The organism is Candidatus Limnocylindrales bacterium (assembly GCA_035571835.1).
In the GTDB taxonomy this organism is placed as follows: Bacteria; Desulfobacterota; Binatia; order UBA1149; family CAITLU01; genus DATNBU01.
Genome location: DATNBU010000011.1, coordinates 127,308 through 151,263, shown reverse-complemented (window position 1 = coordinate 151,263; position 23,956 = coordinate 127,308). Strand labels below are relative to the sequence as shown.

Below are 23,956 nucleotides of genomic sequence, written 5' to 3'. Positions count from 1 at the left end.
CGGAGGCGCATCGACTGCCCGCTCAAAACCCGGCTCAAAAAATTCGAGGGACCATATTGCGCCGAAAGTGGCGGTGATTATTTCGAAAGGGCCAACGGCAAAACTTCTTTTACGGAGGTATCTTTCGAAATGAGAGCGATTACCCTGAGACCCCCGGCCCGTGACCTGTCGCCGCTGCATCGCGAGTTCGACAGCCTGCTGGGCCGTTTTTTCGGTAACGACAACGAGTGGCTTCCGGGCGTGTCTACCGGACGGTGGGTTCCCCCTCTGGAGTCTTTCCTGCGCGAAGGAGAGCTCGTCGTACGGCTCGATGTTCCGGGCATCGCTCGCGAAGCCCTGGATATTTCGGTCGAGGGCGACCGCCTCACCGTTCGGGGTGAACGGCGCGACTCCAGCGAGAACGCAGAGAACGGACGCACCTACCGCGAAGTCGTCTACGGCGCGTTCGAACGCTCGATCTCGCTGCCGTGGGACGTCGATCCATCGACCGTCAAGGCCCAGTGCAAGGATGGAGTGCTCGAAATCACGATGAAGGCGCCGGAGAAGATGGGCGCCAAGAAGATCGAGATCCAGCACTGACCGTCAGCGCCCGCTGTACGGATTGAAAGCCCGTTCGCCCGGTCGGGCATTTTCGAAGGCGGCGGTCCCGAAAGGAATCGCCGCCTTCCTCGTTTTGTGTCTAGGGTTGTAGTTGTGAGCGAGGATCTTCACATCGGTCTGGCACTCGGAGGTGGAGGCGCAGCCGCGCTTTCGGCCATCGGCGTGATCCAGGAGCTGGCGGCTGCCGGGATCCCTGTCCATTGCGTGGCCGGCACCAGTGCCGGCGCGATCGTCGGCGCGGCGTTCGCATCGGGCCACCTCAACGAGCTGAGCGAGGCGATGTCGTCGCTGACGCGCAGCCGTTTCTACAAGCTGTTCGATCCGACGTGGAAGCGCGGCGGTCTCATGGACGGCCGCCGCGGAATGGACCTCGTCACGCCGTTTTTCGGCGAGACGATCGAAGCGCTGCCGATGCGTTTCGCTGCGGTCGCCACCGATCTCGATACCGGCGAAGAGGTCGTGCTCGACAATGGGCCGACGGCTGACGCCGTACGCGCCAGCATCGCGATCCCAGGCGTGTTCCGTCCGCAGACCACGCACGGCCGCGTGCTCGTCGACGGCGGTCTCGTCAACCCGATTCCGGTCAGTGTCGCGCGCGCGATGGGCGCCGACTACGTGATTGCAGCGAGCATCCTGCGCATCGGAAGTTTCATCGAAGAATTCACCAACGACCTTTTCGACGCCGGCACCGACGTGGCCGAAGCCGCGGACGCGGCCTGCGCCCCGCCGACGGATGCCGCAAACCCGTCCGTCCAGCTCGGAGTGCTCGACGTGCTGGCGAAGGGCAGCGCCGTCGTGCAGTCCCATATTGCCGAAGCACGGCTGCGCGTCGATCCGCCCGACGCATTCATCGCGCCGCGCTCCGAGCACATCGGCGTGTTCGAGCTGCTGCGCGGAGCCGAGGCGATCGAGTGCGGCCGCGAAGCGGCACGCAGGGCCGTCCCGGCCATCCTCGAGTCGATCGCGGCCGCGCGCCAGCGCCGCGAAGCCGGCCCGCTGCGTCGCCTGATTTCGTCCACGCTGGCGCGGCGTCGCGCGATCTGACGTACAGCGCTGCGTCGTCGCAGAACCGCGACAACGACCCGGTCCATTCCGGGTAAACCACAGCCCTCACCTGGCGCGGATTCGGATCCGTTTCTCTCGTCGGAAATTTTTCGCGCAGCTAGAATCCGGGCACTTCCATCAGGAGGGTTCGTCATGGTGACTACGCGGGTGTCGCTTTTCACGTTGTCCGTCGTCGCCCCGGCCGTGTTGGCTTCGACGTCTTACGCATTCACCAACTCTTACTTCGATCAGGACCTGCGAGGATGGGATTTGTCACCTGCCGCAAGCTGGTCGCCGGAGGACTCCGACGGATCGGAAATCTCCGGCTCTGTCCAGTTCGAGCTCGACAGCGTCACGACGGCGGCAATCAGCCAGTGCATTGCGGTCGACGGCGGCGACACGTACGAATACGGCGTCGATGTGCTGCTCGACATTCCGAACAATGCCGGGGGCCGGGCCGGCCTCGTCGTCGTGTGGACGAGCGATGCCGGATGCGAGAACGAGCTCCCGGGAATTCCGCCGAGCACGTCCGCAACAAGCGCAACGCAGTGGAAACTGACGGGTGGTTCCGCGACGTCGCCGCTCGACGCAGTTGCAGCGCGCATCGAGCTGCGTGCAACCAAGACCGGCGGCGGCCCCAGTGCGAAAATCACCGCCAACCTGGATGACCCGTTCTTCTATCCGATCGGAATCTCGCCGGCCGGACAATGTGCGGATCCGGCCGAGCCGTTTCATCTGGTCACGGTAGCCGATGCGCTGTTCGTGCTGCGCACCGCGGTCGCCATCCAGAGCTGCGATCCGTGCCGGTGCGACGCTGACGGCGTCAATGGAGCGACCACGAACGACGCGCTGTCGGTGCTGCGTTACGCGGTGGGTAACGAGGTGACTTTGAACTGCCCCGCTTGTTCCTGATCGACGTGAAGAGCCGGTATTGAAATAGCGCTCTTTCGCCCCATCCGCCGGATCACTTCGACGGCGCACCGGCAGCGTCTAGCAGCAGGGCTGACACACAAGCTGCACGTTGAGTCCGACCGCGTGCCGCAGCACGGCCAGCGCGTCGCTCGCGACGATGCCGCCCGACGCATCGACGTCGCACGTGCAAACCAGGCAGCTTCCGGTTCCAACCGCAGTACGCAGCGCGACCAGTGCGTCGCTTGCGGTTATTCCCGCGGGTTTCGCAGGATCGCCGCACTCGTCGAACGGCTTGTCCGAGATCGAAACGTCGACGGAGAAACTTCCCGAATTGTTGTACCAGCCCTCGCCGTCGACCGTGCCGAGAAAGAGCCGCGTGGCGCCGGCGGGAACGATGAACGACTGCTGCTCGCCGTTGAACAGGCCCGCGTTGCTGTCGGATGTGAGGCCGTCACCGACGAAGAACATCTGGCCGATCCCGGGAGCCAACCATGCAAAGCCCAGTCCGGACTGAAAGCTGATCGGCGTGGGTGTCGGCGATCCGGTCGGCGAATCCGGACCGAGAAAGACTCCGACCAGGGCATCCACACGGACGTTCAGGGCCGGCGCAATCCCATCGTTGTAGTTCAACAGGCTGAATGCGCCCTCGCCGTCCGGATTGTTGCCGGTCACCGGGACTCCGGCGAAGTTTACCTTTCCCGTGGCGGAGAAGTTGAGCACGTCGCATGGCGAGAAGTCGGTTTCGGTGACCGCGGCCGGAGAGGACTGTGGCACCGAGTCGCCGCCGCAGCATGCGTAGCCGTCGGCGCGACCTGCGAGGTTTGGATTGGAGGACCCGGGAACAGTCGTCACCGCAGCAGCGATGCTCGCCTGCAGCAGCAGCGACAACGAAACGGCGTGGACGGCGATTGTGTTTTGCATATGCATCCCCATCGCCTGCCGGCGATTGCGCGAGGCGACGACGATGCGTCGCGCTTCAGGGCGTAAAGTGGCAGCCGGCTTTTTCGTCGGTCCGGCGCATCCCGCGTGGCGAGCGTCATCTCTACCAGTTTCGGGAGGGATGGGCAGGAGCGGCCGCGTCACGCTGGCGTGTCATCGCGCAATCTGAAACGCTCCCCGCCGGATGAGCAAGGACCACGCGAAGGGCGCGCGCCGCAAGCGGCCGCGCCACAAGAAACCCGATCCGGCTGCCTCCGGTGAGTTGACGATGCTGTCGGGTCTGGCGGCAATGACCGGAGATGCGGCCGGCAGCGCAATCGACTTCTTCCTCAAAGTGACCGGCGATCCGCTCAAGCTTCGGCCGCTTCTGCAGGGGCCGGCGCATCCGGGGAAGCTCGCTCGCGAAGCCGGCAACTACGTTCGCGAGCTTCGTGAGCTGGCGGGTCTTACGATCTCCGATCTCGCGCGCGCTCTCGAGCTGCGCGATTCGTCCTATCTCGAAGCCGTCGAAGCGGGAGCGCAGACGCTTTCGTTTGATCTGGTGCTTCGCATCTCGGCCATCGTCGCACGCAACGATCCTCTGCCGACGATCCTCAAGCTTACCCGGACAAGCAACCCCGCGGTCGCGAAGTTTCTCGAAGACTGGGGGGCCGGGCGCCTGCCGCTGCAGATCGAGCGCGAGCGCCTGTTCGTGAACCTACTGCGCGGCAACGACGAAGCGCGCGAGCTGACCGATGAAAGCTTCGAGCAGGTGCTGGTCTTCACGAAGGGCGCGCTCGACAGCGCCGTCGCGCTCGCGGCCGAGTTCGAACACAAGAAGTAGTCCGCCGCGGCCCTCGTCGTATCGGACAGCGTCAGGCCTGCGCTTCCCCGATCGCAGTCTGCACCGACTCGGCGTGCCCCTTGGCCTGCACCTTCTTCCAGTGACGCACGACCTTGCCGGCCGGATCGATCAGCACGGTCGATCGGATCACGCCGATCGTCTTCTTCCCGTACATGTTCTTCTCGCCCCACGCGCCGTACTTCTCCATCGTCTGGTGCGCAGGATCCGACAGCAGCGTGATCTTGAGCTTGTGCTTCGCGATGAACTTGCGATGGCTTTCCTCACTGTCGCCGCTGCAGCCGAGCACGACCGCATCGAGCTTGCCGAACTGGCGAATGCCGGCCGTGAACTCGCACGCCTGGATCGTGCAGCCGGGCGTGTCGTCCTTCGGATAGAAATAAAGAACGACCCATTGCCCGGCGTAATCCGACAGGCGGCGGGTCTGGCCATCCTGGTCTTTCAGTGCGAACGCGGGGGCTTTCTTTCCGACTTCGATCACGGGGCGACTCCTTCAGGGTGAAATATGGCAGCACCCGACAGCGCCGAAGCAATGGTTGCTGCTGGCAGGCGCGACGTCTGTCATCGTCGTGCCATGGCGGACTACCGGGCAATCGTTCCCAACACCAAGGCGCGCCGTGCGCGGAACGCGCGACCGGCATCTTTCGTTTCTGCAGGCGCTCTTTTGTGTCTGGCGATCGCGGGCTCGACGAATGCCGCGGGACTTCCGCGCAACTGGCCGATGGCGCCGGCCGAGCTCGAAAAACGCCTCGGCGAGCAGGACATCGAAATCCGCGAGGCCAAGCCTGCCGGCAGCGGCGTGACCGGCGCCTGGAAGCTCGCGATCGCTTTTTCCGACGGCAAGACGCTGCAGGCGAAGTGGAAGTCTGCCCCGCCGGAAACCGCCGACGGCTGGAACAATTCGCCGCGCAGAGAGCTCGCCACTTACGAAATCCAGCGATGGCTCTTCGATGAAAACGACTATGTGGTTCCGACGATCGAGCCCCGCTGCTTTGCGCTGGAGAAGATCCGTTCCTTTCAAGCCGATTCGAAGCCGACGCTTGCGGGCTCGTCTTGCGTGCTCGGCACCGTCGCCGTCTGGCTCGAGGACGTGACGGCGCCGAAAGACGCGTACGACAAGAAGCGCTTCCGCAGTGATCCGCTTTACGCCCGCTACCTGGCCGATCTGAACGTACTGACCTATGTGATCGGTCATCGCGACGGTCATCAGGGAAACATCCTGGTGTCCACCGACGCGAGCGACCCGCGCTCGTATGCGGTCGACAACGGCATGGCGTTCGACCTGCTTCCGTGGAACCTGAACGTGAACAACTGGTTCCGGATCCGTGTGCCATGGCTTCGCCGCGAGACAGTCGATCGCCTGCGCAAGGTGGACAAGAAGACGATCCGCGCGCTGGCCGTCGTCGCCGAGCTCGAGGTCGACAACGCCGGCATGCTGCACGTCGTTGCGCCCGAAGCACCTTTCGAGCCGGAGATCGAGGACGGCTTCGCACGGCGCGGCAACCGCATTCAGCTCGGCCTCGGCAGTCATGAAATTCACGAAGTGGAAGAGCGCGTCGAGAAGCTGATCCGAAAGGTGGATTCCGGCAGGCAACCGGTGCGGTGACGGCACCGCAGATGCAAACCGACCGCCGGCCCCGATGCGAACGCTCAGCCGAGCTGTTCGAGCATGGCCGCCATCTTCTGGTGCATCAGGTTGATCGCCTTCAGCGGACGCAGCATCACCTTGAACTCGACGATCCTGCCGTCGTCGTTCCAGCGGATCATGTCGACGCCGTTTACGCGGATGCCGTCGACGGTCACCTCGAATTCGAGAACGGCGTCGCGGTTGCCGACGATTTCGCGAACGTAGCGGAACGTATCGTTGCCGAACGCATGGACAGCGGCGGTCAGGTACAGGAGCGTCAACGCCTGGCCTGCCTGCGGCGTGTGTACGATCGGAGAGAAGAATACGACGTCGTCGGCAAGCAGCGGAAGGATCCCGTCGCTGTTCTTCGTTTTTACGAGCTCGTGCCAGGCGGCCAATGGGGAGTTGCTCATGGCGCGGATCATTTCCCGGACGCGGCGGCGAAGGAAGAACCCGTCGTCCGGTCGAAATAACGCTGCAGCCGCCGCGGCAGATCCTCGGGCGCAGCGCCGGCGGGCAGAGAATCGGCAGGGGCTGCGCTGACGGTGTTCCAGAACAACACCGGATCGTCGCCGATCCGCCCTGCGCGCGCGTCGGCAATCAGGCAGGCGAGGGCTTTGGCCGTATACGTGATGTCGAGATCGAGGCCTTCGTGCGCGCTCGCAAGCGCGCGGGCTTCCTCGCCGGCTTCGGTGACACGCGCATACAGCCCGCCGAAGAACTCGCTGCGCAGCTCGACATGGTCGGCAAAGCTGCCGACCTCGGGAAACGAAGCGTCGCTGGAGCGCAGAAGCCGCACGGTTTTCTGCCACAGCGACTGCGCGCGCGCCGGATTGACGAACCGCTCGTCGACGACCCGTACGCCGATGATGCGAACCGGCAGAGCGAGCGCAGCAAATCCGATGCCGAGCCCGACGACCGTACCGAGGCTTCCGGCCGCCGCGTAGATGCGGCGGGGCAGCGGCAGCAGCCCTTCGCCCGCCTGTGCGGCAAGCTCGAACGCCGCGTTGACGAATCCGATCGTGCCGAGCTCGGACGATCCGCCAGGCGCAATCACGAACGGCATCGAGCCGTCGCGAACACGGCGCCGCACGAGCGTCAGCGCCGCTGCCGCCGCCAGAGCGACCTGCGACGGATACTCGTGGATCTCGGCGCCGACGGACGCACTGACGAGAAGGTTCTTTCGCAGGTACGCCGCGTTCTCCTGCGGAAGCAGCATCGAGATGCTGCCGAGGCCGATCCGCGCCGCGTGCACGGCAGTTGCGGTTGCGTGATTGGAACCCGCGTAACCGAACGTCATCACGGTTCGGGCGCCGCGCGCTGTTGCGGCGGCGAGCAGCAGCTCGAGCTTGCGAACCTTGTTTCCGCCGTAGTGCGCGCTGCTGAGACCGTCGTCTTTCAGCCACAGCTGGCGGACATCGATGGCATTGCCGAGATGCGCGAGCAGCCGCACGGGCGTCGGCAGATCGGCGAGCTCCACGAGCGGGATCCGTTCGCCGAGACGCGCAAAGCGCTCGAACAGCGGCCGCCATCGACCGTTGAAAACATGTTCAGTGCTCACGGCGTAAGGCTATCCGCCCGTGCGCGACGCGGGAAACCGCGACTTGTCCGGTTTTCGCGCCGGCGTGCCGGAACTTCCCCGACTTGCCCTTGCGCGAAGACCGCCCGCCGAGCCACACTCGGTCCTCGCGGAGGGGGATCTCATGCCAGTCATCTCGAAACGGATCGCGGTCGCCGCGATCCTTGCTGCTGTACTGTCTCCACCGGCGCATGCCGCCGATCGCTACGTTGCGCCAGGCGGAAACGACGCCGCCGACGGCATGACGCCCGCCGCCGCATGGGCGACGCTGCAGAAAGCCGCCGACACGGTCGTGCCCGGCGATACCGTGCACGTAGCCGACGGCAACTATGCGGGCTTCGACGTCCGCATAGTTGCGACAGCCGGCTCGCCGATCGAATTCGCTGCATCCGGGCCGAACGTGCACATCACCAGCGACAATCCGGAGACGCCCGACGGCATCAACATCGAGAACGCCGCGTACATCACGATCGACGGGTTCACGTCGAGCAACCGCACGCGCGCCGGCATCCGCGCCGCCGTCTCGCACCACATCACGGTGCGCAACTGCACGTGCGGCACCAATGGCCGCTGGGGAATCTTCACCGGTTTCGTCGACGACCTGCTGATCGAGAACAACGAGACGTTCGGCTCGATCGACGAACACGGAATCTACGTGTCCAACAGCGGCGACCGGCCGGTGATCCGCGGCAACCATTCGCACGACAACAACGCCAACGGCATCCACATGAACGGCGACGAATCGCAGGGAGGCGACGGAACCATCTCCGACGCGCTCGTCGAGAACAACGTGATTCACGGCAACGGCGTCGCGGGCGGCTCTGGAATCAACATGGACGGCGTCGTCACCAGCGTCGTGCGCAACAATCTGCTGTATGACAATCACGCAAGCGGCATCAGCCTGTACAGGATCGACGGTGCGACCGGAGCGACGGGCAATCTCGTCATCAACAACACGATCATCAACGCGTCCAACGGACGCTGGTGCATCAACATCAGCGGCGGATCGACGGGCAATACGATTCGTAACAACATCCTGTACAACTATCACTCGTTCCGCGGCGTGATCACGATCGATTCGTCGAGCCTCAGCGGCTTCACGTCCGACTACAATTCGCTGATGAACCGTTTCAGCACCGACGGCGGCGACACGGTGATCTCGCTGGCGACGTGGCAGGCGGCCGGGCGCGACGCGCATTCGTTCCTGGCAACGCCCACCGACCATTTCTTCAATCCGGCGAGCGATTTTCACCTGCTGCCGTCGTCGCCGGCGATCGACGCGGGTACCGCGACCGGCGCGCCGGGAACCGACATCGACGGCGGCGGCCGTCCGGTCGGCGGCGGATACGACATGGGTGCATACGAAGCCCAGCTCCCGAACTGCAACGACGGCAACATCGACGCCGGAGAGGTCTGCGGCGAGCCCGGTCTGCCGTCGTGCTCCGATCCGTGTACGGCGTGCCTCGGATGCATCTGCGCAGCGGCCGATCCGGTCTGCGGCGATCAGGCCATCTGCGGCAGCGAGCAGTGCGAGTCAGACGGCGACTGCACGGGCGGCCAGGTCTGCACGGGCTGTCAGTGCAGCAATGCGCCGCTCTGCGAAAGCGGAATCGAGCTCGAGCGCGCACGCGTCAAGGCGCGCGCGACTCCGCTGTACGTCAAGTTCTCCGCGGAAGTCGTCATCCCGAAACCGTGGGCCGGCATCGATCCGCCGGCGAGCGGAATCCATTTCCTGCTCGATTCGACATCCGGTGCGGGCGCATTCGATGCGCTGCTCCCCGGCGGCGCCGCATGGACCGTGAACGGGGCCGGCACCACATGGAAGTACAGCGACCGCGACGGAACGGTCGCGGGCGTCACCAAGGCCATCGTCAAGGATCGCAGCAGCTCGGAAGACGGACGCCTGCGCGTCACGATCAAGGCGAGGAGCGACTCCAGCGCGACGCTGCCCTCCGCGACGGCGGTTCGCACGTCGCTCGTACTCGGGAACACGGACGAATGCGGGGCCCTCGAATGGAACACCCCGGGAAGCTCGTCGCCCGTTTGCGAAGGATCGGCGGCAGCGCTCGACTGCCGCTGAGTGACCGCGCGGATCCTTCACGCGAGCGAAGCCGACTTCCCGGCCCGGACCCTCGTGTCGCCCGACAGGCGGCTCGATGCGACGTTCCTGCCGACGCTCAACATGCTGTGCACGTCGCTGGTGCACGACGGCGAGCAGCTTCTGCACCTTCGCGCCGGGATCGCGGCGTACGCCGAGCGCGCAAAGACCTGCGGCATCCCGTTCCTGCATCCGTGGGCCAACCGGTTGTCGGGCGACACGTACGAAGCCTGCGGTGCGCGAGTCGATCTCTCCACGGACGGCGAGGCCGGCGCGCGCGTCGCAAGGGATGCCAACGGTCTTCCCAATCACGGACTGCTCGGCGGCCGCACGCCCTGGGAGATCACGAGCGAGACATCGTCCGCGACCGCCGCGCTGCTTACCGCCCGCTTCCGTTTCGAATCGCCGGCGCTCCTCGCGAGCTTCCCGTTTCCACACGACGTGACGATGCGGATCTCGCTCTCGTCGGCCGAGCTTGCCGTCACGACCACGATCGAAGCGACCAGCGAGCGGCCGGTTCCGGTTTCGTTCGGGTATCATCCGTACTTCCAGCTGCCGGGAATCCGGCGCGAAAGCTGGATCGTCGAGCTGCCGGTGCGCCGGCGCCTGGTACTCGATGCGCGCTCGATTCCAACCGGTGAGATGGAGGACGTGACGATCCCGCGCGCGCCGCTCGCAGGTCGCACCTACGATGACGGATTCACCGGAATCATCCCTCCCGGTGTGTTCGCGATCGAAGGCGGCGGCAGGCGGATCGAGGTCGAGCTGGCCGAGGGCTATCCGTACGTGCAGATCTTCGCGCCGGCCGGCGCGGAATTTTTCTGCATCGAGCCGATGACGGCACCGGCCAACGCGCTTGGCGCAGGCAGGGGTTTTCCTGTTGCGGAGCGCGGCCGGCCGTTCGAAGCGACGTTCCGCGTGCGCGTTCTCGGCTGAACGGGCGACCCTGGCCCGTCAATTCCCGGCGTCGGGTCCCGCGCTCGCCGCGCTCACCGCCGGATTTGCACCGCAGGCCGCGGAGCACGAAACCGCGGCGTCGCCCGCGCGCACAAGGCCCGGGAACAGCATCATTTCCGTTGCCAGCATCGCCGCCGCGCCGGCAAGTCCGATCAACGCGGCCTGCCCCGCCGCCTTCCAGAGATTTTCCGCTTCGCTCACGTTCGTTGTTTTGCGCATCGCGCTCGTCCGCCCCCATTTCCTGTTTCGTTCGCCGCGCTCGCGAGTATCGCGCACGCGTCGAACCAATGCCGTTCGTTTTTTTCCAGTAAGAATCGGGCGATGGGCAAACAGCAAGACGCCATGCAGCAGAAAGCGCACGCAATCGGAAGATGCGCACACGTTTCGGTCGCAACGCAGCGGTCGAACTTTGCTGCGTTGCACTCCGCAAACGAGCGCAGGCCCGGTTTTCACGAAACCGGGCCTGCGCCGTCCAGGAAAATCTGATGAAGATCTCAGTCCGCGCGATCTTCGAATGAACCGGCTTCGGATACTGAAGCGGGCTCGCTGAACGTCGCCTGCCAGCACGCTCCGTCCTTGGCTCGGAGCTCGACGACGACCGGCTGCTCGGGCGGAAGTCCGCCGACCGACAGGAGCCCGCCGGTCGCGCTGGCGGTGATCTTCGCCTTGCCCTGCGCTCCGGCCCGGAGCGTCAGCTTGGCCGTGCTCTTGGTGCCGTCTTCGTCCTCGACGCGCCGGCTGAAGCCGTAACCCGAGCTGGTGCTGCGCCAGCAGGGTTTGCCGCCGCAGTCTTCGGCCGCGTCGTACTGGACGTACGCGACCGCCGTGCCCGACGCATCGAACACGCACAGCTCGTAGTCGGTTGTCGCCGCGGGGTCTCCGAAGTCGGCGACGTCGGTCTGCTCGCCCGCGAGCCATTTCCACGACAGCGAATCGTCCTCGGTGTCGTCTGCGTCGCTCAGCCGGACCTGGCCTTTGCCGGACTTCGTCGAGACGCGGCAGCCGGTTCGCGGCCCGCCCGAACACGGCGGCGGCGGCGGAGTAACCGTGATCGAGACGGTGGCCGGCTGCGATTCGCTCGTGCTGTCACCGACCACGTACGTGAACGAATCACTGCCGATGAATCCGGCGTTCGGCGTGTAAGTGACGGTCGCGGTGTCGGTGTTCGGCGTAGCCGCCGAGCATGCGAGGCCGGAGATCGCTCCGACCTGTCCGGATGCCGGCGGATCGACGATGCGGAACGTGAGCTCGCAGGTGTCGAGGTCCGCCCCGGCGAGCACGACATCGGCCGGCTTGTTCTGCTGCGTGGTCGCGCTGGCGTCCGATGCCTGCGGCGGCACGCTGACGGGCGCGCTCGCCAGATCGATCGCAACGGTCTGCAGCGGAATGCGCACGTTGTCGCCATATGCCTGGCCGATATTGGTAGGCTCGGAGGTCGGCACGGCGAACTGCCACTGCATCGCGTCGATTTCGGTGACGGTCTCCGGCGTGAAGACGTTGTCGGTATCGCCGGTGACGAAATAGTGAATGCCGTGCGCGCCCCACGCGCCCTGCTTCTGCGAGCACGCGAGCTGATCGTACGGCGTGCCGCCGGCAAGGGCCGAGTATCCGTCCTTCACGCGCTGGTCGGTGCTGGCTTCGCCGGGCCACGGCCGCGGAACCGGATCATCGCCGGTGCCGTCGTCGAGGCACGCGTCGTCGCGGTAGTACGGCACCACCGCCGAGTTCACCAGCGTCGTCGCGCCCTTCATCTCGATGATGTAGACGAGCGAGCCCGCATCGCCGGCGCCGGAGACCTCTTCCCAGTTCAGCAGGGCGGACGGAATGTTGAACGACGGATCCGGAAGGTCGAAGAACGCCGGCTGGCCGTTCACCGCGTCGATGTTGCCGGTGTCGTCGTTGACGCCGTCGATGTCGACCCCGTCGGTCTTCAGCGTGTTGTAGTACTTTACCGCGACGCCGTGGTTGTAATCCCACGACGTGTACAGGCCGTCGGGAGGTATCGGATGCACGCGCACGTGGTATCGGTACGTGACGGCGTCGCGGTAAAAGGTTTCGGTGTTGGTCACGTTGGTGCCGGAGTCGGCGCCCCAGATCTCGCGGATCGCGCGCACCGGACCCATCCGTTCACCGAGCAGCGCGGAGTTGGCTTCCCAGTTGACCTGCTCGTCTTCGAAACCGACGACGGAGATCGTCGAGTCGGGCGATTGCTGGAATGCGCGGCCCTTCCAGCGGTCGATCAGGTCGGGACCGTAGTCTCCCGGTGCGTCGGGCTTGGCGATCCGCATGCCGCGGATCATCCAGCGGCCGCTCGCGCGGAACTGATACTTGTCTGTGCTGACGGTTACGCCGTCGCGCGGGAAGCGGTCGGTCGACGCGCGCGGCACCAGGCCGCCGTCGCAGACCGTGCCGGAAAGGTTCGGGCCATAACCGGTGTTGCTCGAGCCGATTTTTTCCGGATCGTCGTCGGCGAAGTCGTACCGGTCGATCCACTCGTCCGCGTTGGCGTCTCTGGCGTAGTCGACGAGCCCGTTGTCGCTCGTGAACGTCGAGCCGCCGGGACGAACGGCGAGATATACGAAGTGCGGCGAGCTCGGCGCGAGCGGATCGATGACGGCAACCGCGTGCACCGAGGAGACGTCGGGAGGAAACGAAGCTCCGACCGGCGCGACGTCGCCTGCGTCGGACGCCATGAAGACGATCTCGTCGTCGTCGTCGAGCATGCCGGCGGGATCCGGCGTTGCCGTCTCACCTTCCGGATACTCCGCAGAGCAGACGCCGGAGACTTTCTTCCAGCTCTCGACATCCCACGCGTAGCTGAATTCCTTGTCGGTACCGGAGTAGAGGCCGAAGTCCGAATTGATGTTCGACAGGCAGTACGGCATCACCTCGTCGACCTGTACCGGGATTTCTTCGAACGAGGAGCCATTCCAGCGAAACGCCGCGATGTCCTGCGGCACAACGCCCGCGCGAACGTCGGGAGGAACGACCGCCGTGCCGCTATGCGCGTTGCGGTCGCCGATCAGTGCGCCGTACGGCCAGGGCATGCAGACGATGGTGGCGGCGAGGTGAGACCATGAAGGAAGGTCGGCGCCAGTCAGTATGACCGGCGCCGACCCTCTTTCGGCCGAGGTTGGGGGAGGGGGCACCTGGGCCGAAACTTTTGGGACCGTTACCAGACCGAGAATCGCCATCGCCACTAGCGGCGGAGAAAACTTCGTCATCGAACGGCCCTCCCGGAAACGCGGACGTTTTGTCTGGGACAGAACCTATACTTACCCCGGTGTCAGCATCAATACGGTTCCAGAAAAAAGTTTACTTTCATGTCAGTAGTACGCAGCCGGGTGTGGCAAGCGTTGACCTTTCGAGTAAACACTCTAAGAGTCTGGACTCATGCAGTACGATGTTTCGGACCTTGCGGCGGCGGCCGGGATCTCGGTCGATACGCTGCGTTTCTATCAGTCTGGCGGGCTCTTACAGCCTCCGGCACGGTCCGGGCGAAAGGCCGTTTACACTCCGGAGCATCTCGACCGGCTGCGCCTGATCCGATCGATGGCGTCGAAAGGCCTGTCACTCAAGGCCATCCGGCTGCTGCTCGATCGCGAGTCCGGACCGGCCGCCAGCGACACTGCGCTGCTGGCCGCGCTCGAAGAAGAGACCGATGGACCCGCTTACTCAGGAGACGAGCTCGCCCGCCAGCTCGGCGTGCCCCCGGCCCTCATCCGTTCGGTCGAGGAGGCCGGCCTGGCCGAGGGCCAGGAGACCGACGACGGCAAGCGCCGCTACACCGAAGGTGACCTGGCCGCGGCCCGCGGCGCGATCCGGCTGCTGAGCTACGGATTCCCGCTGACGAAGCTGCTCGCGCTGGCCGTCCGGCACGACCGCGCGATCCGCAAGACCTGCGACAGCGCCATCGACCTGTTCGACGATTACGTCCGCAAGAAGCGCGGCGCGGACGCGTCCGCCGACGGCGGGGAAAACGGCGAGCAGGTGGCCGCAGCGTTCCGCGAGCTGCTCCCGCTGGTCACCGCGGTCGTCGCCCATCATTTCCAGCGCGTGCTCGTCAACCAGGCGCTTCGCCGCCTCAAGAAAAAGGGCGACGCGACGACGCTGTCGTATGCGCTCAAAGTCGCCGCGCGCACCAAGCTCAAGGTCAGTTGGCAGTGACGCTTCCCTCGCCCGCCGAAAAAGCCGCCGTCGTCGAAGCGATGTTCGACCGCATCGCGCCGCATTACGACCGCATGAACCGCTTGCTGACGTTCGGCCTCGACCAGAAATGGCGTCGCCGCGCGCTCGACAGGATCGGCGTCGGCGCCGATGACCTCGTGCTCGACGTCGCCTGCGGCACGGGAGACTTCGCCGAGATGTGCCTGGCCCGCGGCGCCGGCGTGGTCGCAACCGACTACGCGGCGCGCATGCTCGATCACGCGTCGCTTCGCGGCCTTGCCGGCCTGCTCGTGCGCGGCGATGCGATGCGGCTTCCGATTCGCAGCGGCGCATTCGATGCCGTCGTCTGCGGATTCGCGCTTCGCAACTTCGCGTCGCTCGCGCCGGCGTTTGGCGAAATGGCGCGCGTGCTGCGGCCGGGCGGCCGGCTCGCGATCGTCGAAGTGGACCGCCCGGAGAACGCCGCGATCCGTCTCGGGCATTCCGTGTATTTCGATCGCGTCGTGCCGCTCGTCGGCAGCCTGCTCGCCGATCGCAAGGCGTACTCGTACCTTCCGGAATCGGCCGTCTACCTTCCGCCGTGGCCGACGATGCGGACGATGCTCGCCGATGCCGGCTTCGCCGCCGTCGACCGAGAGAGCGCAATGCTCGGCGCCGTGCAGATCGTGACCGCCGTGCGCGTCGAGCAGGTTCAATGAGCCATCAGGCGAACACCAGAGTGGTCCGCCAGGCGAACATCAGGGTGATCCGTCAGGCGAACCTCAGAGTGAGCCGTCAGGCGAACTTAAAATGATCAGCCGTCCCCTGCGCATCCGCCGCGAGCTGCTCGCCGAGACCGCGACCCGCGATCCGCTCGACGCCATCGAGCTCGCGCCCGGCGAACCGGCGTTCTACTGGCGATCGGACGAGCGCGATGTCGAGATTGCTGCGCTCGGCGCAGTTGCCGTCGTCGAGTCGTCCGGACGCACGCGCTTCCGGGACGCCATTGCACAGCTCGAGTCGCTGCGCGCGACCATCGACGACGTCGACGGCGACTGGCCGCTTGCCGTCGGCGGGTTTGCGTTCGACGATGCCGCGCCCGGTCCGACATGGACGGGATTCCCGCCGCTGCGGCTGTTCGTGCCGCGCATGCTGTGGGTGCGGCGCGGCGCAGTCACCAGGATGATCGTCGCTTATGCGGCCGGCCGTGCGCAGACGCCGGCGTCGCTGCTCGCCTGCAACGGCGTCTCTCCTTGCGATGGCCGTTCCACGAGCTTCGCCGCCGCAGACGAGCCGGCAAGCGACTGGCATCGTCGCGTGAGCTCGGCAGTGGATGCGATTCGCGCCGGCGAGATCGAGAAGGTCGTGCTTGCACGTCGTCATACCGCCCGCTGCCGCGCGCCGATCGCGCTCCTCGTGCGTGCGCTCGCCGAGGCAAGACCGTCCTGCTTTACGTTCCTCGTGCGCTGGAACGGCCGCGCGTTTGCCGGTTCGAGCCCGGAGCGCCTGCTGCGTCTCGACCAGGGCCGCATCGACGCCGATGCTCTGGCGGGAAGCGCCGGTCGCGGCCACAGTGCCGCGCACGACGAAGCCCTCGCACGCGAGCTTCTCGCGTCACCGAAAGACCAGCGCGAGCATCGCATCGTCTCCGATGCGATCCGCGATGCGCTCGCGCCGTTCGCGTGCGAGATCGATGTCCCGGAGCAGCCGGTCGTTCAGCGGCTGCCGGAAGCGCATCACCTTCACACGCCGATCCGGGCGCGACTCGCACCCGGAAAAACGTCGCACCTGCTTTCGATTGCCGAGCGGCTGCATCCGACGCCCGCGGTCTGCGGCGCTCCGCGCGAGGATGCATGCCGGCGGCTCGCAGCCGAGGAGCCGGATCGCGGCTGGTACGGCGGCGGCATCGGCTGGATTGGCGCATCCGGAGACGGAGAGCTGGCCGTTGCGCTTCGCGCCGCGCTCATCGACGCCGACGCCGCACACGTCTGGGCCGGAGCCGGCATCGTCGAAGGCTCCTCACCCGAACGCGAGTTCGACGAAACCGAACGCAAGATGGCCAGCATCCTCCCGTACTTCGAACGCGGGACCAATGAATGCGCAGCATGAACATCAAGTGCCCAATGCGCAGCACGAACGTCCGAGGGCAATGCGCGGCATGAGCGTCTCGCTTTTTACCGCGCGCGTTCTCGTCGACGAGCTCCTCCGCGGCGGCGTCCGCGACGTGTGCATCGCACCGGGCTCGCGCTCGACATCGCTCGCTCTTGCCATGTCCGAGCAGTCGGAGCTCCGCTCGCACGTGCTGACCGACGAACGCAGCATGGGATTCTTCGCGCTCGGCATCGCGCGCGCGACGGCTGCACCGGTCGCCGTCGTGACGACGTCCGGAACCGCCGCTGCCAATCTGCTGCCGGCGGTCTGCGAATCGTCGCTCGGCGGCGGCGCGCTCGTTTTGCTGACCGCTGACCGGCCGCCCGAGCTTCGCGATTGCGCAGCGCCGCAGACCATCGACCAGTGCGGTCTGTTCGGCAGCCACGCGCGCTGGAGCTCGGACGTTCCGACGCTCGGCGAGACCGTGGAAGCCGCGCGCGTGCTGCGTTCGATCGCGTCGCGCGCGATCTGGTCAGCGAGGTCCGGAGCCGGGGGCCCTGTGCATCTGAACGTGCCGCTGCGCGAGCCGTTCACGGATCTCAGCTTCCCGTCGCGCGAACGCTATCCGGTCGCCGCACGCGACGGAGGCCGGCCGTTCACGAGCGTCTGCGGTCGCGTGTGTCCGGATACCGGCGAGCTCGATGCGATCGCGAGAGTGATGTCGACTGCGCGGCGCGGCGTCATCGTGTGCGCCGGCCCGGAGCTTCCGGCCGCCGAGATTGCGGCGCTTGCCGTCCGGCTCGGCTGGCCAATCGTTGCCGATCCGATGAGCGGGCTGCGCTTCGGCGCGCACGATCGCTCGCACGTGGTCGATGGCTGCGAGCCGCTGTTGCGCGACGAATCGCTGCGCGCGATGCTGCTACCCGACTGCATCCTTCGCTTCGGGCTGACGCCGGCGCCGCGGAGCCTTCAGCGCTGGCTCGAAGATGCGTGGCCTGCCGAGCATTTCGTCGTCACTCCGGATGCCGATGCGTGGCCGGATCCGTTTCGCGCGGCCAGCACGGTCGTGCGCTCCGGCCCGCGCGAATTTGCGGCCGGCCTTTCGAGCAGCCTTGCGGCACTCGCACCAGTCGCCGGCGGCGTCGCAATCGACGATGGCGGCCGCAGCGAATGGCTCGAACGCTGGAGGTCGCTCTCGCGCATTGCATCCGCTGCTCTCGATCACGCGTTCGTCCGCGAATCGGTACTGTTCGACGGCGTCGTGCTGCGTTCGGTCGTTTCCGTCCTGTCGGAGGCGGCCGCCAAAACCGGCGGCGCGAACCTCGTGATCGGCAACAGCATGCCGGTCCGCGATGCAGACGCGTTTGTCGTCTCGTCCGGCGTGCGCCTGCGCGTCCATGCCAGCCGCGGAGCAAGCGGGATCGACGGTGTGCTGTCGACCGCCTTGGGAATCGCCGCGGCTTCCAGCGACCCGACCGTGCTCGTGATCGGCGACGTCAGCCTGCTGCACGACGCGGCCGCTCTCGCGTTCGGCGCGCGCGAACGAATTCCGCTGCTGGTCGTCGTCGTCAACAACGACGGTGGCGGGATCTTCTCCTTCCTCCCGCTGCGCGAGCAACTCGAGGCGAGCTCCGACCGGACGGGCGTGTTCGAGCGCATGTTCACGACTCCGCACGGCACCGACTTCGAGCGCGTGAGCGGGCTCGGCGCGCAGTTCTTCGAGCGCGTCACCACACGCGATGCACTCGACGCGTCGCTCGCTCGCGGCGTTGCCGCAGCCGCCTGCGGTCCCGCCCTCGTCGAGGTCCGGACGGACGGCGATGCAGGCCGAACCGCTCATCTCGCCATCGTATCGTCCGTGCAGCGCGCGGCTCTCGAAGAGCTCGAACGCGCCGCGCGGACGTGCACATCCGACAGACAGCCGGGCCCGTCCCGCTGCAATGACGCGAATACCGGGACCGTCCCGTTTCCCGCAGGAGAATGATGGCAGAGACCGATCCTCAAAAATCCCAAGATGCCGGCGCCGACATTCCCGTGCTGATGCTGCATGGATTTCTCGGCTGCAAGGATGACTGGCACGCGATCGCGTCGAAGCTCCAGAGCGGTCGGCGCGTGGCGGTGTTCGATCTTCCCGGGCACGGCCCGGCGGCCGAAGCACGCGAAGACGCCGACTGCAGCATGGATTCGGCGTGCCACCGCATCGAAGCGGTCCTCGAAGCGCTCGAATCGACGTCCGGCCACATCATCGGCTACTCGATGGGCGCGCGCATCGCGCTGTACTTCGCCGTCACGCGCCCGGGCTGCGTCGCATCGCTGATCCTCGAAAGCGGATCACTCGGAATCGAAGATGAGGCCGCGCGCGCCGCGCGTCGCCTCGAAGACGAAACCCGCGCGGCCAGCCTCACGCGCGGCGGTCTCGAGGCGTTCGTTGCCGCGTGGGAACAGCACCCGCTGTTCGCATCGCAGGCAGCGCTCCCAGACAAGGTTCGCGCCGACCAGCGCGCGCGCCGCCTGGCCGGCGATGCCGAAGCGCTTGCGCGAAGCATCCGCCATGCCGGAACCGGTGCGCAGCACTGGCTCGGAGATCACGTCCGCAAGATCACGGCGCCGGTGCTGCTGATCGCCGGCGCGCTCGACGATGCCTATGTCGCCATCGCGCGTGCGATGCAGCCGCTTTTCGCGCACGCCCACCTCGTGATCGTCGAGGGCGCCGGCCACAACGTCCACCTCGAAAAGCCCGACGAGTACCTCGCGATCGTCGACGAATTCCTCGCGCATCACGGTGCGGATGCGCACCACCACGCCCATGGAGAATGAATCGGACATGACCATCGCATGGCAGACCATCCGCCCGTACGAAGACATCACGTTCGCGAAAGCCGAAGGCATCGGCCGCGTCGCGATCAACCGGCCGGAAGTCCACAACGCGTTTCGCCCGCAGACGGTCATGGAGCTGCTGGATGCGTTCGCACGCGCGCGCGAGGACGAAGAGATCGGCGTCATCATCCTGACCGGCGAAGGCGGTAACGCGTTCTGCAGCGGCGGCGACCAGCGCGTGCGCGGCGACCAGGGCTATGTCGGCAAGGACGGCGTGCCGCGGCTGAACGTGCTCGACCTGCAGCGGCTGATCCGCAGCATTCCGAAGCCCGTGGTCGCGATGGTCGCAGGCTGGGCGATCGGCGGCGGTCACGTGCTGCACGTCGTCTGCGACCTGACGATCGCCGCCGACAACGCGCGCTTCGGTCAGACCGGTCCGCGCGTCGGCAGCTTCGACGGCGGCCTCGGCGCGTCTTATCTCGCGCGCATCGTCGGTCAGAAGAAAGCGCGCGAGATCTGGTACCTCTGCCGGCAGTACGATGCCGCCGAAGCGCTCGCGATGGGTCTCGTCAACACCGTCGTTCCGCTCGCCGAGCTCGAGTCGACGACCGTCCAGTGGTGCCGCGAGATGCTCGAGCTGAGCCCGCTCGCGCTTCGCTGCCTCAAGTCGTCGTTCAACGCCGAGCTCGACGGCCAGATGGGAATCCAGGAGCTCGCCGGAAACGCCACGCTGATGTTCTACATGAGCGAGGAAGGCCAGGAGGGTCGCAACGCGTACGTCGAGAAGCGGCCGCCGGATTTCTCGAAGTTCCGGCGCCTGCCGTAGGTCGCGGGCCGCCCCGTACCGATGAACGCGACACGCGCACTCGCCGGCGGCCGCGCACGCTGGAAGCACTGGTGGCTCGCCGCGCGGCCGCGCACGCTCACGGCGAGCATCGTGCCGATCGTCGTGGGCCTCGCGCTCGCTCCGCCACGCAGCGCCGGAGATGCATGGATCGCAGCCGCGACCGTGCTGTCGGCGCTTGCGATCCAGGTCGGCGTCAATTTCGCGAACGACTGCTTCGATGCCGAAGCCGGCATCGATACCGACGCGCGGCTCGGGCCGACGCGCGCCGTGCAGGCAGGGCTGATCTCGGCGGCGGAGATGCGACGCGCGTTCGTCGTCGTGCTCGCGATCGCGGCGCTTCTCGGGATTCCACTCGTCGTGCGCGGCGGCATGCCCATTCTCGTGACCGGCGTCGCGTCGCTCGTCTGCGCGTGGGCGTACGCCGGCGGTCCGAGACCGCTCGCATCGCTCGGGCTCGGCGACGCGTTCGTGTTCCTGTTCTTCGGCGTCGTGCCGGTAGCCGGAACGGTCTGGCTGCAGCGGCTTGCCGTCGACGCGGGCGCGCTCGTCGCGTCCGTTCCGATTGCGCTGCTCGCGGCCGCGATCCTTGCGGTCAATAACCTGCGCGACATTCCGACCGATGCTGCGGCCGGCAAGCGGACGCTCGCGGTTCGCATCGGCGACCGCCGGACGCGCATCGAGTACCTGCTGCTGGTCGCGGCATCGATGGCGTGGCCGTTGCTGCTCCTTGCGCGCTTCGGACCGCCGATGCTCCTGCCGCTTGCTGCGGTGCCACTCGCGTGGCGCGCTGTGAACGGCGTTCGCACGCGGCACGGAGCAGCGCTCAACGCATCGCTCGCAGAGACCGCCCGGCTCCAGCTCGTTTTCGGCGCGCTGCTGGCTGCGGCGATCGCAGTGTCCGCGTGATCGCGATGCCGGATGCCACCGCGGAAACGCCGATGCGGTTTCGCGGCCGCATCGTCGATGCCGAGGTCCTGCGCAGCGAAGTGCCGCTTCGAAAGCCTCTGCAAGGTCGCGACCGCGTCGTGCGGGCACGGTCCGTCCGTGTGCTGCGGCTGCGCAGCGACGACGGCACCTGCGGGCTCGGCGAGGCCAGCGCCGTGACGTGGCTGTCGGCCGAACGCACCGACCGGACCGATTCGCAGCTCGACACACTGGTCCGCAGCATCTGCACCGGCAAGCCGCTCGCCGAAGACCTCGCGGCGAGCAGTTTCGTGCAGGCGAGCGCGTCGGCGGTGCGGTCGTCGCTCGCGACGGCACTCGTCGATATCGAAGCGCGGCGCTCGGGCCTGAGCGTGGCGCGTCTGCTCGGCGCTTGCGCGGATCGATGCCGGCTGCCGGTCAGCGCGCTGCTCGCTGCGGCCGCGCCGGTTGCGATGGCGAGCGAAGCTTCGCGCCTTGCTGCGCGCGGTTTCGATTGTTTCAAGATCAAGATCGGAGCGGACGATCTCGAGCTCGACGTGCGCCGTGTCAGCGCTGTGCGCGCTGCAATCGGCCCGCTCGCGTCGATCCGCCTCGATGCCAACGGCGCGTGGGGCGTGGGCGAAGCCGCGCATGCGCTCGATCGACTTGCCGGAAGCAGGCCCGAGCTCGTCGAGGAGCCGCTGCGGGATGCCGCCTGCGTCGCGGAGCTCGAGCGCTCATCGCTCGTCGCGCTCGACGAATCGATCGTGAAGATCCGTGACCTCGAGCGCGCGATCGGGCGGGGTGGTTTCCGCGTGCTCGTTCTCAAGCTCGAGCGCGTCGGAGGGCCGCTCGCCGCAATCGCGATGGCCGCCGTCGCCGAGCGCGCCGGCATCGACGTCGTCGTGACCGATTCGATCGAAGGGCCGGTCGGCCGCGCGGCGGCGCTTCACGTGGCAGCGGCGGTCGCCGACCGCAGCGGCAAGGCGGCCTCTGCGATCGGTCTCGGCGGTTTGTTCTTTCTCGACGACGGCGACGCGGCAACCGCAGCTGCCGACGTCCGCGGGCCCGGACTCGGCGTCGACGTCGCATGACGGCCGCTCTCAAGACGCCGTGGCTCGCGGATCGTGCGCGCGAGCGTCCGGACGACGTTGCGCTCTGCTGCGATGGCGAACGTATCTCGTGGTCATCGCTGGCGGCGCGCGCGGAATCGCTTGCAGAGGGCTTTTCGCGCCTCGGTGTCGGTCGCGGGGACATCGTGGCCGTGCGCAGCGCGCCGTCGCCCGAGATGGTCGCCGCGCTCCATGCCGTGCAGCGGCTCGGCGCCGCGATGCTGCCCGTCAATACCCGGCTCGCGCGGCCGGAAGCCGAACGGATCCTTTCGCATGCGCTGCCGCGACTGCTCGTCGATACGATTTCCGGCGAGAGAGCGGATCCCGGCGACGTCCGCGTTGTCGATTCTTTCGCCGACGTCGCGCGCGCCGGAGCGAGATCGTCCTGCGTACCGGCGCGCATCGACGGGGACGCCGCTCTTGCCGTCGTGTTTACGTCCGGAACGACCGGCGCGCCGAAGGGAGTCGTGCTGACAAACGCCAATTTCGCGGCGAGCGCCGACGGATCGCGCCGGCGGCTCGGTCATGGCGCCGGCGATACGTGGCTTGCCACGATGCCGCTCTTCCACGTCGGTGGGCTTTCGATCCTCGCGCGCTCCGCGCTCGAAGGAAGCACCGTGGTCCTGGAAGACGGATTCGATGCCGCACGCTGCGCCGCTGTCCTTACGCGCGGCGACGCGACGATGATTTCGCTCGTGCCGACGATGCTCCACCGCGTTCTCGAGCACACGTTCGACGTGTCGGCGCGCGTTCGCGCGGTGCTCGTCGGCGGTGCAGCACTGCCGGCCGTGCTCGCAAGGCGCGCACTCGACCGCGGCCTGCCGGTCGCCGCCACGTACGGCATGACCGAGGCATGCTCGCAGATCGCAACAGGCGAACCGGGCAGCATCTACGCGGCGCAGGGTAGGACCGGCAAGGCGCTCGACGGCGTGGATATCCGCATCGAGCCGATCGAGAACGGCGAGCACGCCGGCGGCTGGGGACAGATCCTCGTTCGCGGACCCGGCGTGGCACGCGGCTATCTGCGCAATCCGGCTGCGGACCGCGCGGCGTTCCGACGCGGCTGGCTCGCAACCGGCGACATCGGACGGCTCGGTGAAGATCGTGCGCTCGAGGTCTCCGGGCGGCTCGACGACCTGATCGTAAGCGGCGGAGAAAACGTCTCGCCGAACGAGGTCGAACGCGTGCTCGAAGAGCATCGCGACGTTGCCGAAAGCATGGTCATCGGAGAACCGGACGACGAGTGGGGTCAAAAAATCGTTGCGCTGGTCGTGCTCCGGCGTACGGGCGTACCGCCGCCTGAGGATGAAATCCGCGGCTGGTGCCGCGGCCGCCTCGCGGCCTACAAGATTCCGCGCGAAGTGCGCGTGGTCGGCGATCTTCCGCGCAACGCAACCGGCAAGCTGCTGCGAAAGCGCGCCTGATCGCTGCAGCGAGCCCGAA

At 66.8% G+C, this 23,956-nt stretch carries 22 protein-coding genes; 16 read left to right on the top strand and 6 right to left on the bottom strand.

The window, feature by feature from the left end; translation table 11 throughout:
* Positions 1 to 129 precede the first annotated feature (129 nt).
* The 3 genes from VN634_04600 (at position 130) to VN634_04590 (ending at position 2,556) form a co-directional block, all read left to right on the top strand.
* The gene (locus VN634_04600; protein ID HXC50141.1) at positions 130 to 579 is read left to right on the top strand and encodes an Hsp20/alpha crystallin family protein; all 450 of its coding nucleotides are present in this window, start codon (positions 130 to 132) and stop codon (positions 577 to 579) included.
* Positions 580 to 693: 114 nt separating this feature from the next.
* Positions 694 to 1,644 (top strand): patatin-like phospholipase family protein, encoded by a 951-nt coding sequence (locus tag VN634_04595; protein ID HXC50140.1) that lies wholly within the window; start codon positions 694 to 696, stop codon positions 1,642 to 1,644.
* A gap of 153 nt (positions 1,645 to 1,797) precedes the next feature.
* Entirely contained in the window at positions 1,798 to 2,556 is a 759-nt protein-coding gene (locus tag VN634_04590) for a hypothetical protein (protein ID HXC50139.1), read from the top strand.
* 78 nt (positions 2,557 to 2,634) lie between these two features.
* Here VN634_04590 and VN634_04585 read toward each other — a convergent pair whose 3' ends face one another.
* The gene (locus tag VN634_04585) at positions 2,635 to 3,477 is read right to left on the bottom strand and encodes a hypothetical protein (GenBank protein ID HXC50138.1); all 843 of its coding nucleotides are present in this window, start codon (positions 3,475 to 3,477) and stop codon (positions 2,635 to 2,637) included.
* 202 nt (positions 3,478 to 3,679) lie between these two features.
* Between VN634_04585 and VN634_04580 the strand changes: the two genes are divergently transcribed.
* Positions 3,680 to 4,318, top strand: coding sequence for a helix-turn-helix domain-containing protein (locus tag VN634_04580; protein ID HXC50137.1), 639 nt, complete (start codon positions 3,680 to 3,682; stop codon positions 4,316 to 4,318).
* A gap of 31 nt (positions 4,319 to 4,349) precedes the next feature.
* Here VN634_04580 and VN634_04575 read toward each other — a convergent pair whose 3' ends face one another.
* Positions 4,350 to 4,817, bottom strand: a complete 468-nt coding sequence (locus VN634_04575) for a peroxiredoxin (GenBank protein HXC50136.1) — start codon at positions 4,815 to 4,817, stop codon at positions 4,350 to 4,352.
* 183 nt (positions 4,818 to 5,000) lie between these two features.
* On the opposite strand from VN634_04575, the gene VN634_04570 reads away from it, so the two are divergent.
* Positions 5,001 to 5,942: a hypothetical protein gene (locus VN634_04570; GenBank protein HXC50135.1), complete on the top strand. Its 942-nt coding sequence runs from the start codon at positions 5,001 to 5,003 to the stop codon at positions 5,940 to 5,942.
* 44 nt (positions 5,943 to 5,986) lie between these two features.
* Here VN634_04570 and VN634_04565 read toward each other — a convergent pair whose 3' ends face one another.
* Complete coding sequence (locus VN634_04565; GenBank protein HXC50134.1) at positions 5,987 to 6,376, bottom strand: nuclear transport factor 2 family protein; 390 nt, start codon at positions 6,374 to 6,376, stop codon at positions 5,987 to 5,989.
* Positions 6,377 to 6,384: 8 nt separating this feature from the next.
* Complete coding sequence (locus tag VN634_04560; GenBank protein HXC50133.1) at positions 6,385 to 7,524, bottom strand: pyridoxal-phosphate dependent enzyme; 1,140 nt, start codon at positions 7,522 to 7,524, stop codon at positions 6,385 to 6,387.
* Positions 7,525 to 7,666: 142 nt separating this feature from the next.
* On the opposite strand from VN634_04560, the gene VN634_04555 reads away from it, so the two are divergent.
* Positions 7,667 to 9,622 carry a right-handed parallel beta-helix repeat-containing protein gene (locus VN634_04555; protein ID HXC50132.1) on the top strand — a complete coding sequence of 652 codons (1,956 nt, stop codon included), beginning with the start codon at positions 7,667 to 7,669 and terminating at the stop codon, positions 9,620 to 9,622.
* Positions 9,623 to 10,576: an aldose 1-epimerase gene (locus tag VN634_04550; protein ID HXC50131.1), complete on the top strand. Its 954-nt coding sequence runs from the start codon at positions 9,623 to 9,625 to the stop codon at positions 10,574 to 10,576.
* An 18-nt stretch (positions 10,577 to 10,594) separates the two neighbouring features.
* Here the strand turns inward: VN634_04550 and VN634_04545 are convergent, their stop codons facing one another.
* Together VN634_04545 and VN634_04540 are read right to left on the bottom strand one after the other, a co-directional pair.
* Positions 10,595 to 10,957: a hypothetical protein gene (locus VN634_04545; protein HXC50130.1), complete on the bottom strand. Its 363-nt coding sequence runs from the start codon at positions 10,955 to 10,957 to the stop codon at positions 10,595 to 10,597.
* Positions 10,958 to 11,091: 134 nt separating this feature from the next.
* A complete protein-coding gene (locus VN634_04540; protein ID HXC50129.1) occupies positions 11,092 to 13,644 on the bottom strand; it encodes an Ig-like domain-containing protein in 2,553 nt (850 codons plus the stop codon).
* A gap of 346 nt (positions 13,645 to 13,990) precedes the next feature.
* On the opposite strand from VN634_04540, the gene VN634_04535 reads away from it, so the two are divergent.
* From VN634_04535 to menE, 9 genes are all read left to right on the top strand, one after another.
* Positions 13,991 to 14,764 carry a MerR family transcriptional regulator gene (locus VN634_04535; protein HXC50128.1) on the top strand — a complete coding sequence of 258 codons (774 nt, stop codon included), beginning with the start codon at positions 13,991 to 13,993 and terminating at the stop codon, positions 14,762 to 14,764.
* Positions 14,761 to 15,462: a ubiquinone/menaquinone biosynthesis methyltransferase gene (locus VN634_04530; GenBank protein ID HXC50127.1), complete on the top strand. Its 702-nt coding sequence runs from the start codon at positions 14,761 to 14,763 to the stop codon at positions 15,460 to 15,462. The genes VN634_04535 and VN634_04530 overlap by 4 nt, the downstream gene beginning before the upstream one ends.
* A 91-nt stretch (positions 15,463 to 15,553) precedes the next feature.
* The gene (locus VN634_04525; GenBank protein ID HXC50126.1) at positions 15,554 to 16,852 is read left to right on the top strand and encodes an isochorismate synthase; all 1,299 of its coding nucleotides are present in this window, start codon (positions 15,554 to 15,556) and stop codon (positions 16,850 to 16,852) included.
* Between the two features lie 49 nt (positions 16,853 to 16,901).
* The gene (gene menD / locus VN634_04520; GenBank protein ID HXC50125.1) at positions 16,902 to 18,818 is read left to right on the top strand and encodes a 2-succinyl-5-enolpyruvyl-6-hydroxy-3-cyclohexene-1-carboxylic-acid synthase; all 1,917 of its coding nucleotides are present in this window, start codon (positions 16,902 to 16,904) and stop codon (positions 18,816 to 18,818) included.
* Positions 18,818 to 19,651 (top strand): 2-succinyl-6-hydroxy-2,4-cyclohexadiene-1-carboxylate synthase, encoded by an 834-nt coding sequence (menH, locus tag VN634_04515; GenBank protein HXC50124.1) that lies wholly within the window; start codon positions 18,818 to 18,820, stop codon positions 19,649 to 19,651. The genes menD and menH overlap by 1 nt, the downstream gene beginning before the upstream one ends.
* A gap of 7 nt (positions 19,652 to 19,658) precedes the next feature.
* Positions 19,659 to 20,477 carry a 1,4-dihydroxy-2-naphthoyl-CoA synthase gene (gene menB, locus VN634_04510; GenBank protein ID HXC50123.1) on the top strand — a complete coding sequence of 273 codons (819 nt, stop codon included), beginning with the start codon at positions 19,659 to 19,661 and terminating at the stop codon, positions 20,475 to 20,477.
* Positions 20,478 to 20,498: 21 nt separating this feature from the next.
* Positions 20,499 to 21,404, top strand: a complete 906-nt coding sequence (locus VN634_04505) for a 1,4-dihydroxy-2-naphthoate polyprenyltransferase (GenBank protein ID HXC50122.1) — start codon at positions 20,499 to 20,501, stop codon at positions 21,402 to 21,404.
* A 5-nt stretch (positions 21,405 to 21,409) separates the two neighbouring features.
* Positions 21,410 to 22,495 (top strand): mandelate racemase/muconate lactonizing enzyme family protein, encoded by a 1,086-nt coding sequence (locus VN634_04500; protein ID HXC50121.1) that lies wholly within the window; start codon positions 21,410 to 21,412, stop codon positions 22,493 to 22,495.
* A complete protein-coding gene (menE, locus tag VN634_04495; GenBank protein HXC50120.1) occupies positions 22,492 to 23,937 on the top strand; it encodes an o-succinylbenzoate--CoA ligase in 1,446 nt (481 codons plus the stop codon). Before VN634_04500 ends, menE begins: the two co-directional genes overlap by 4 nt.
* The last annotated feature ends 19 nt before the right edge of the window (positions 23,938 to 23,956 follow it).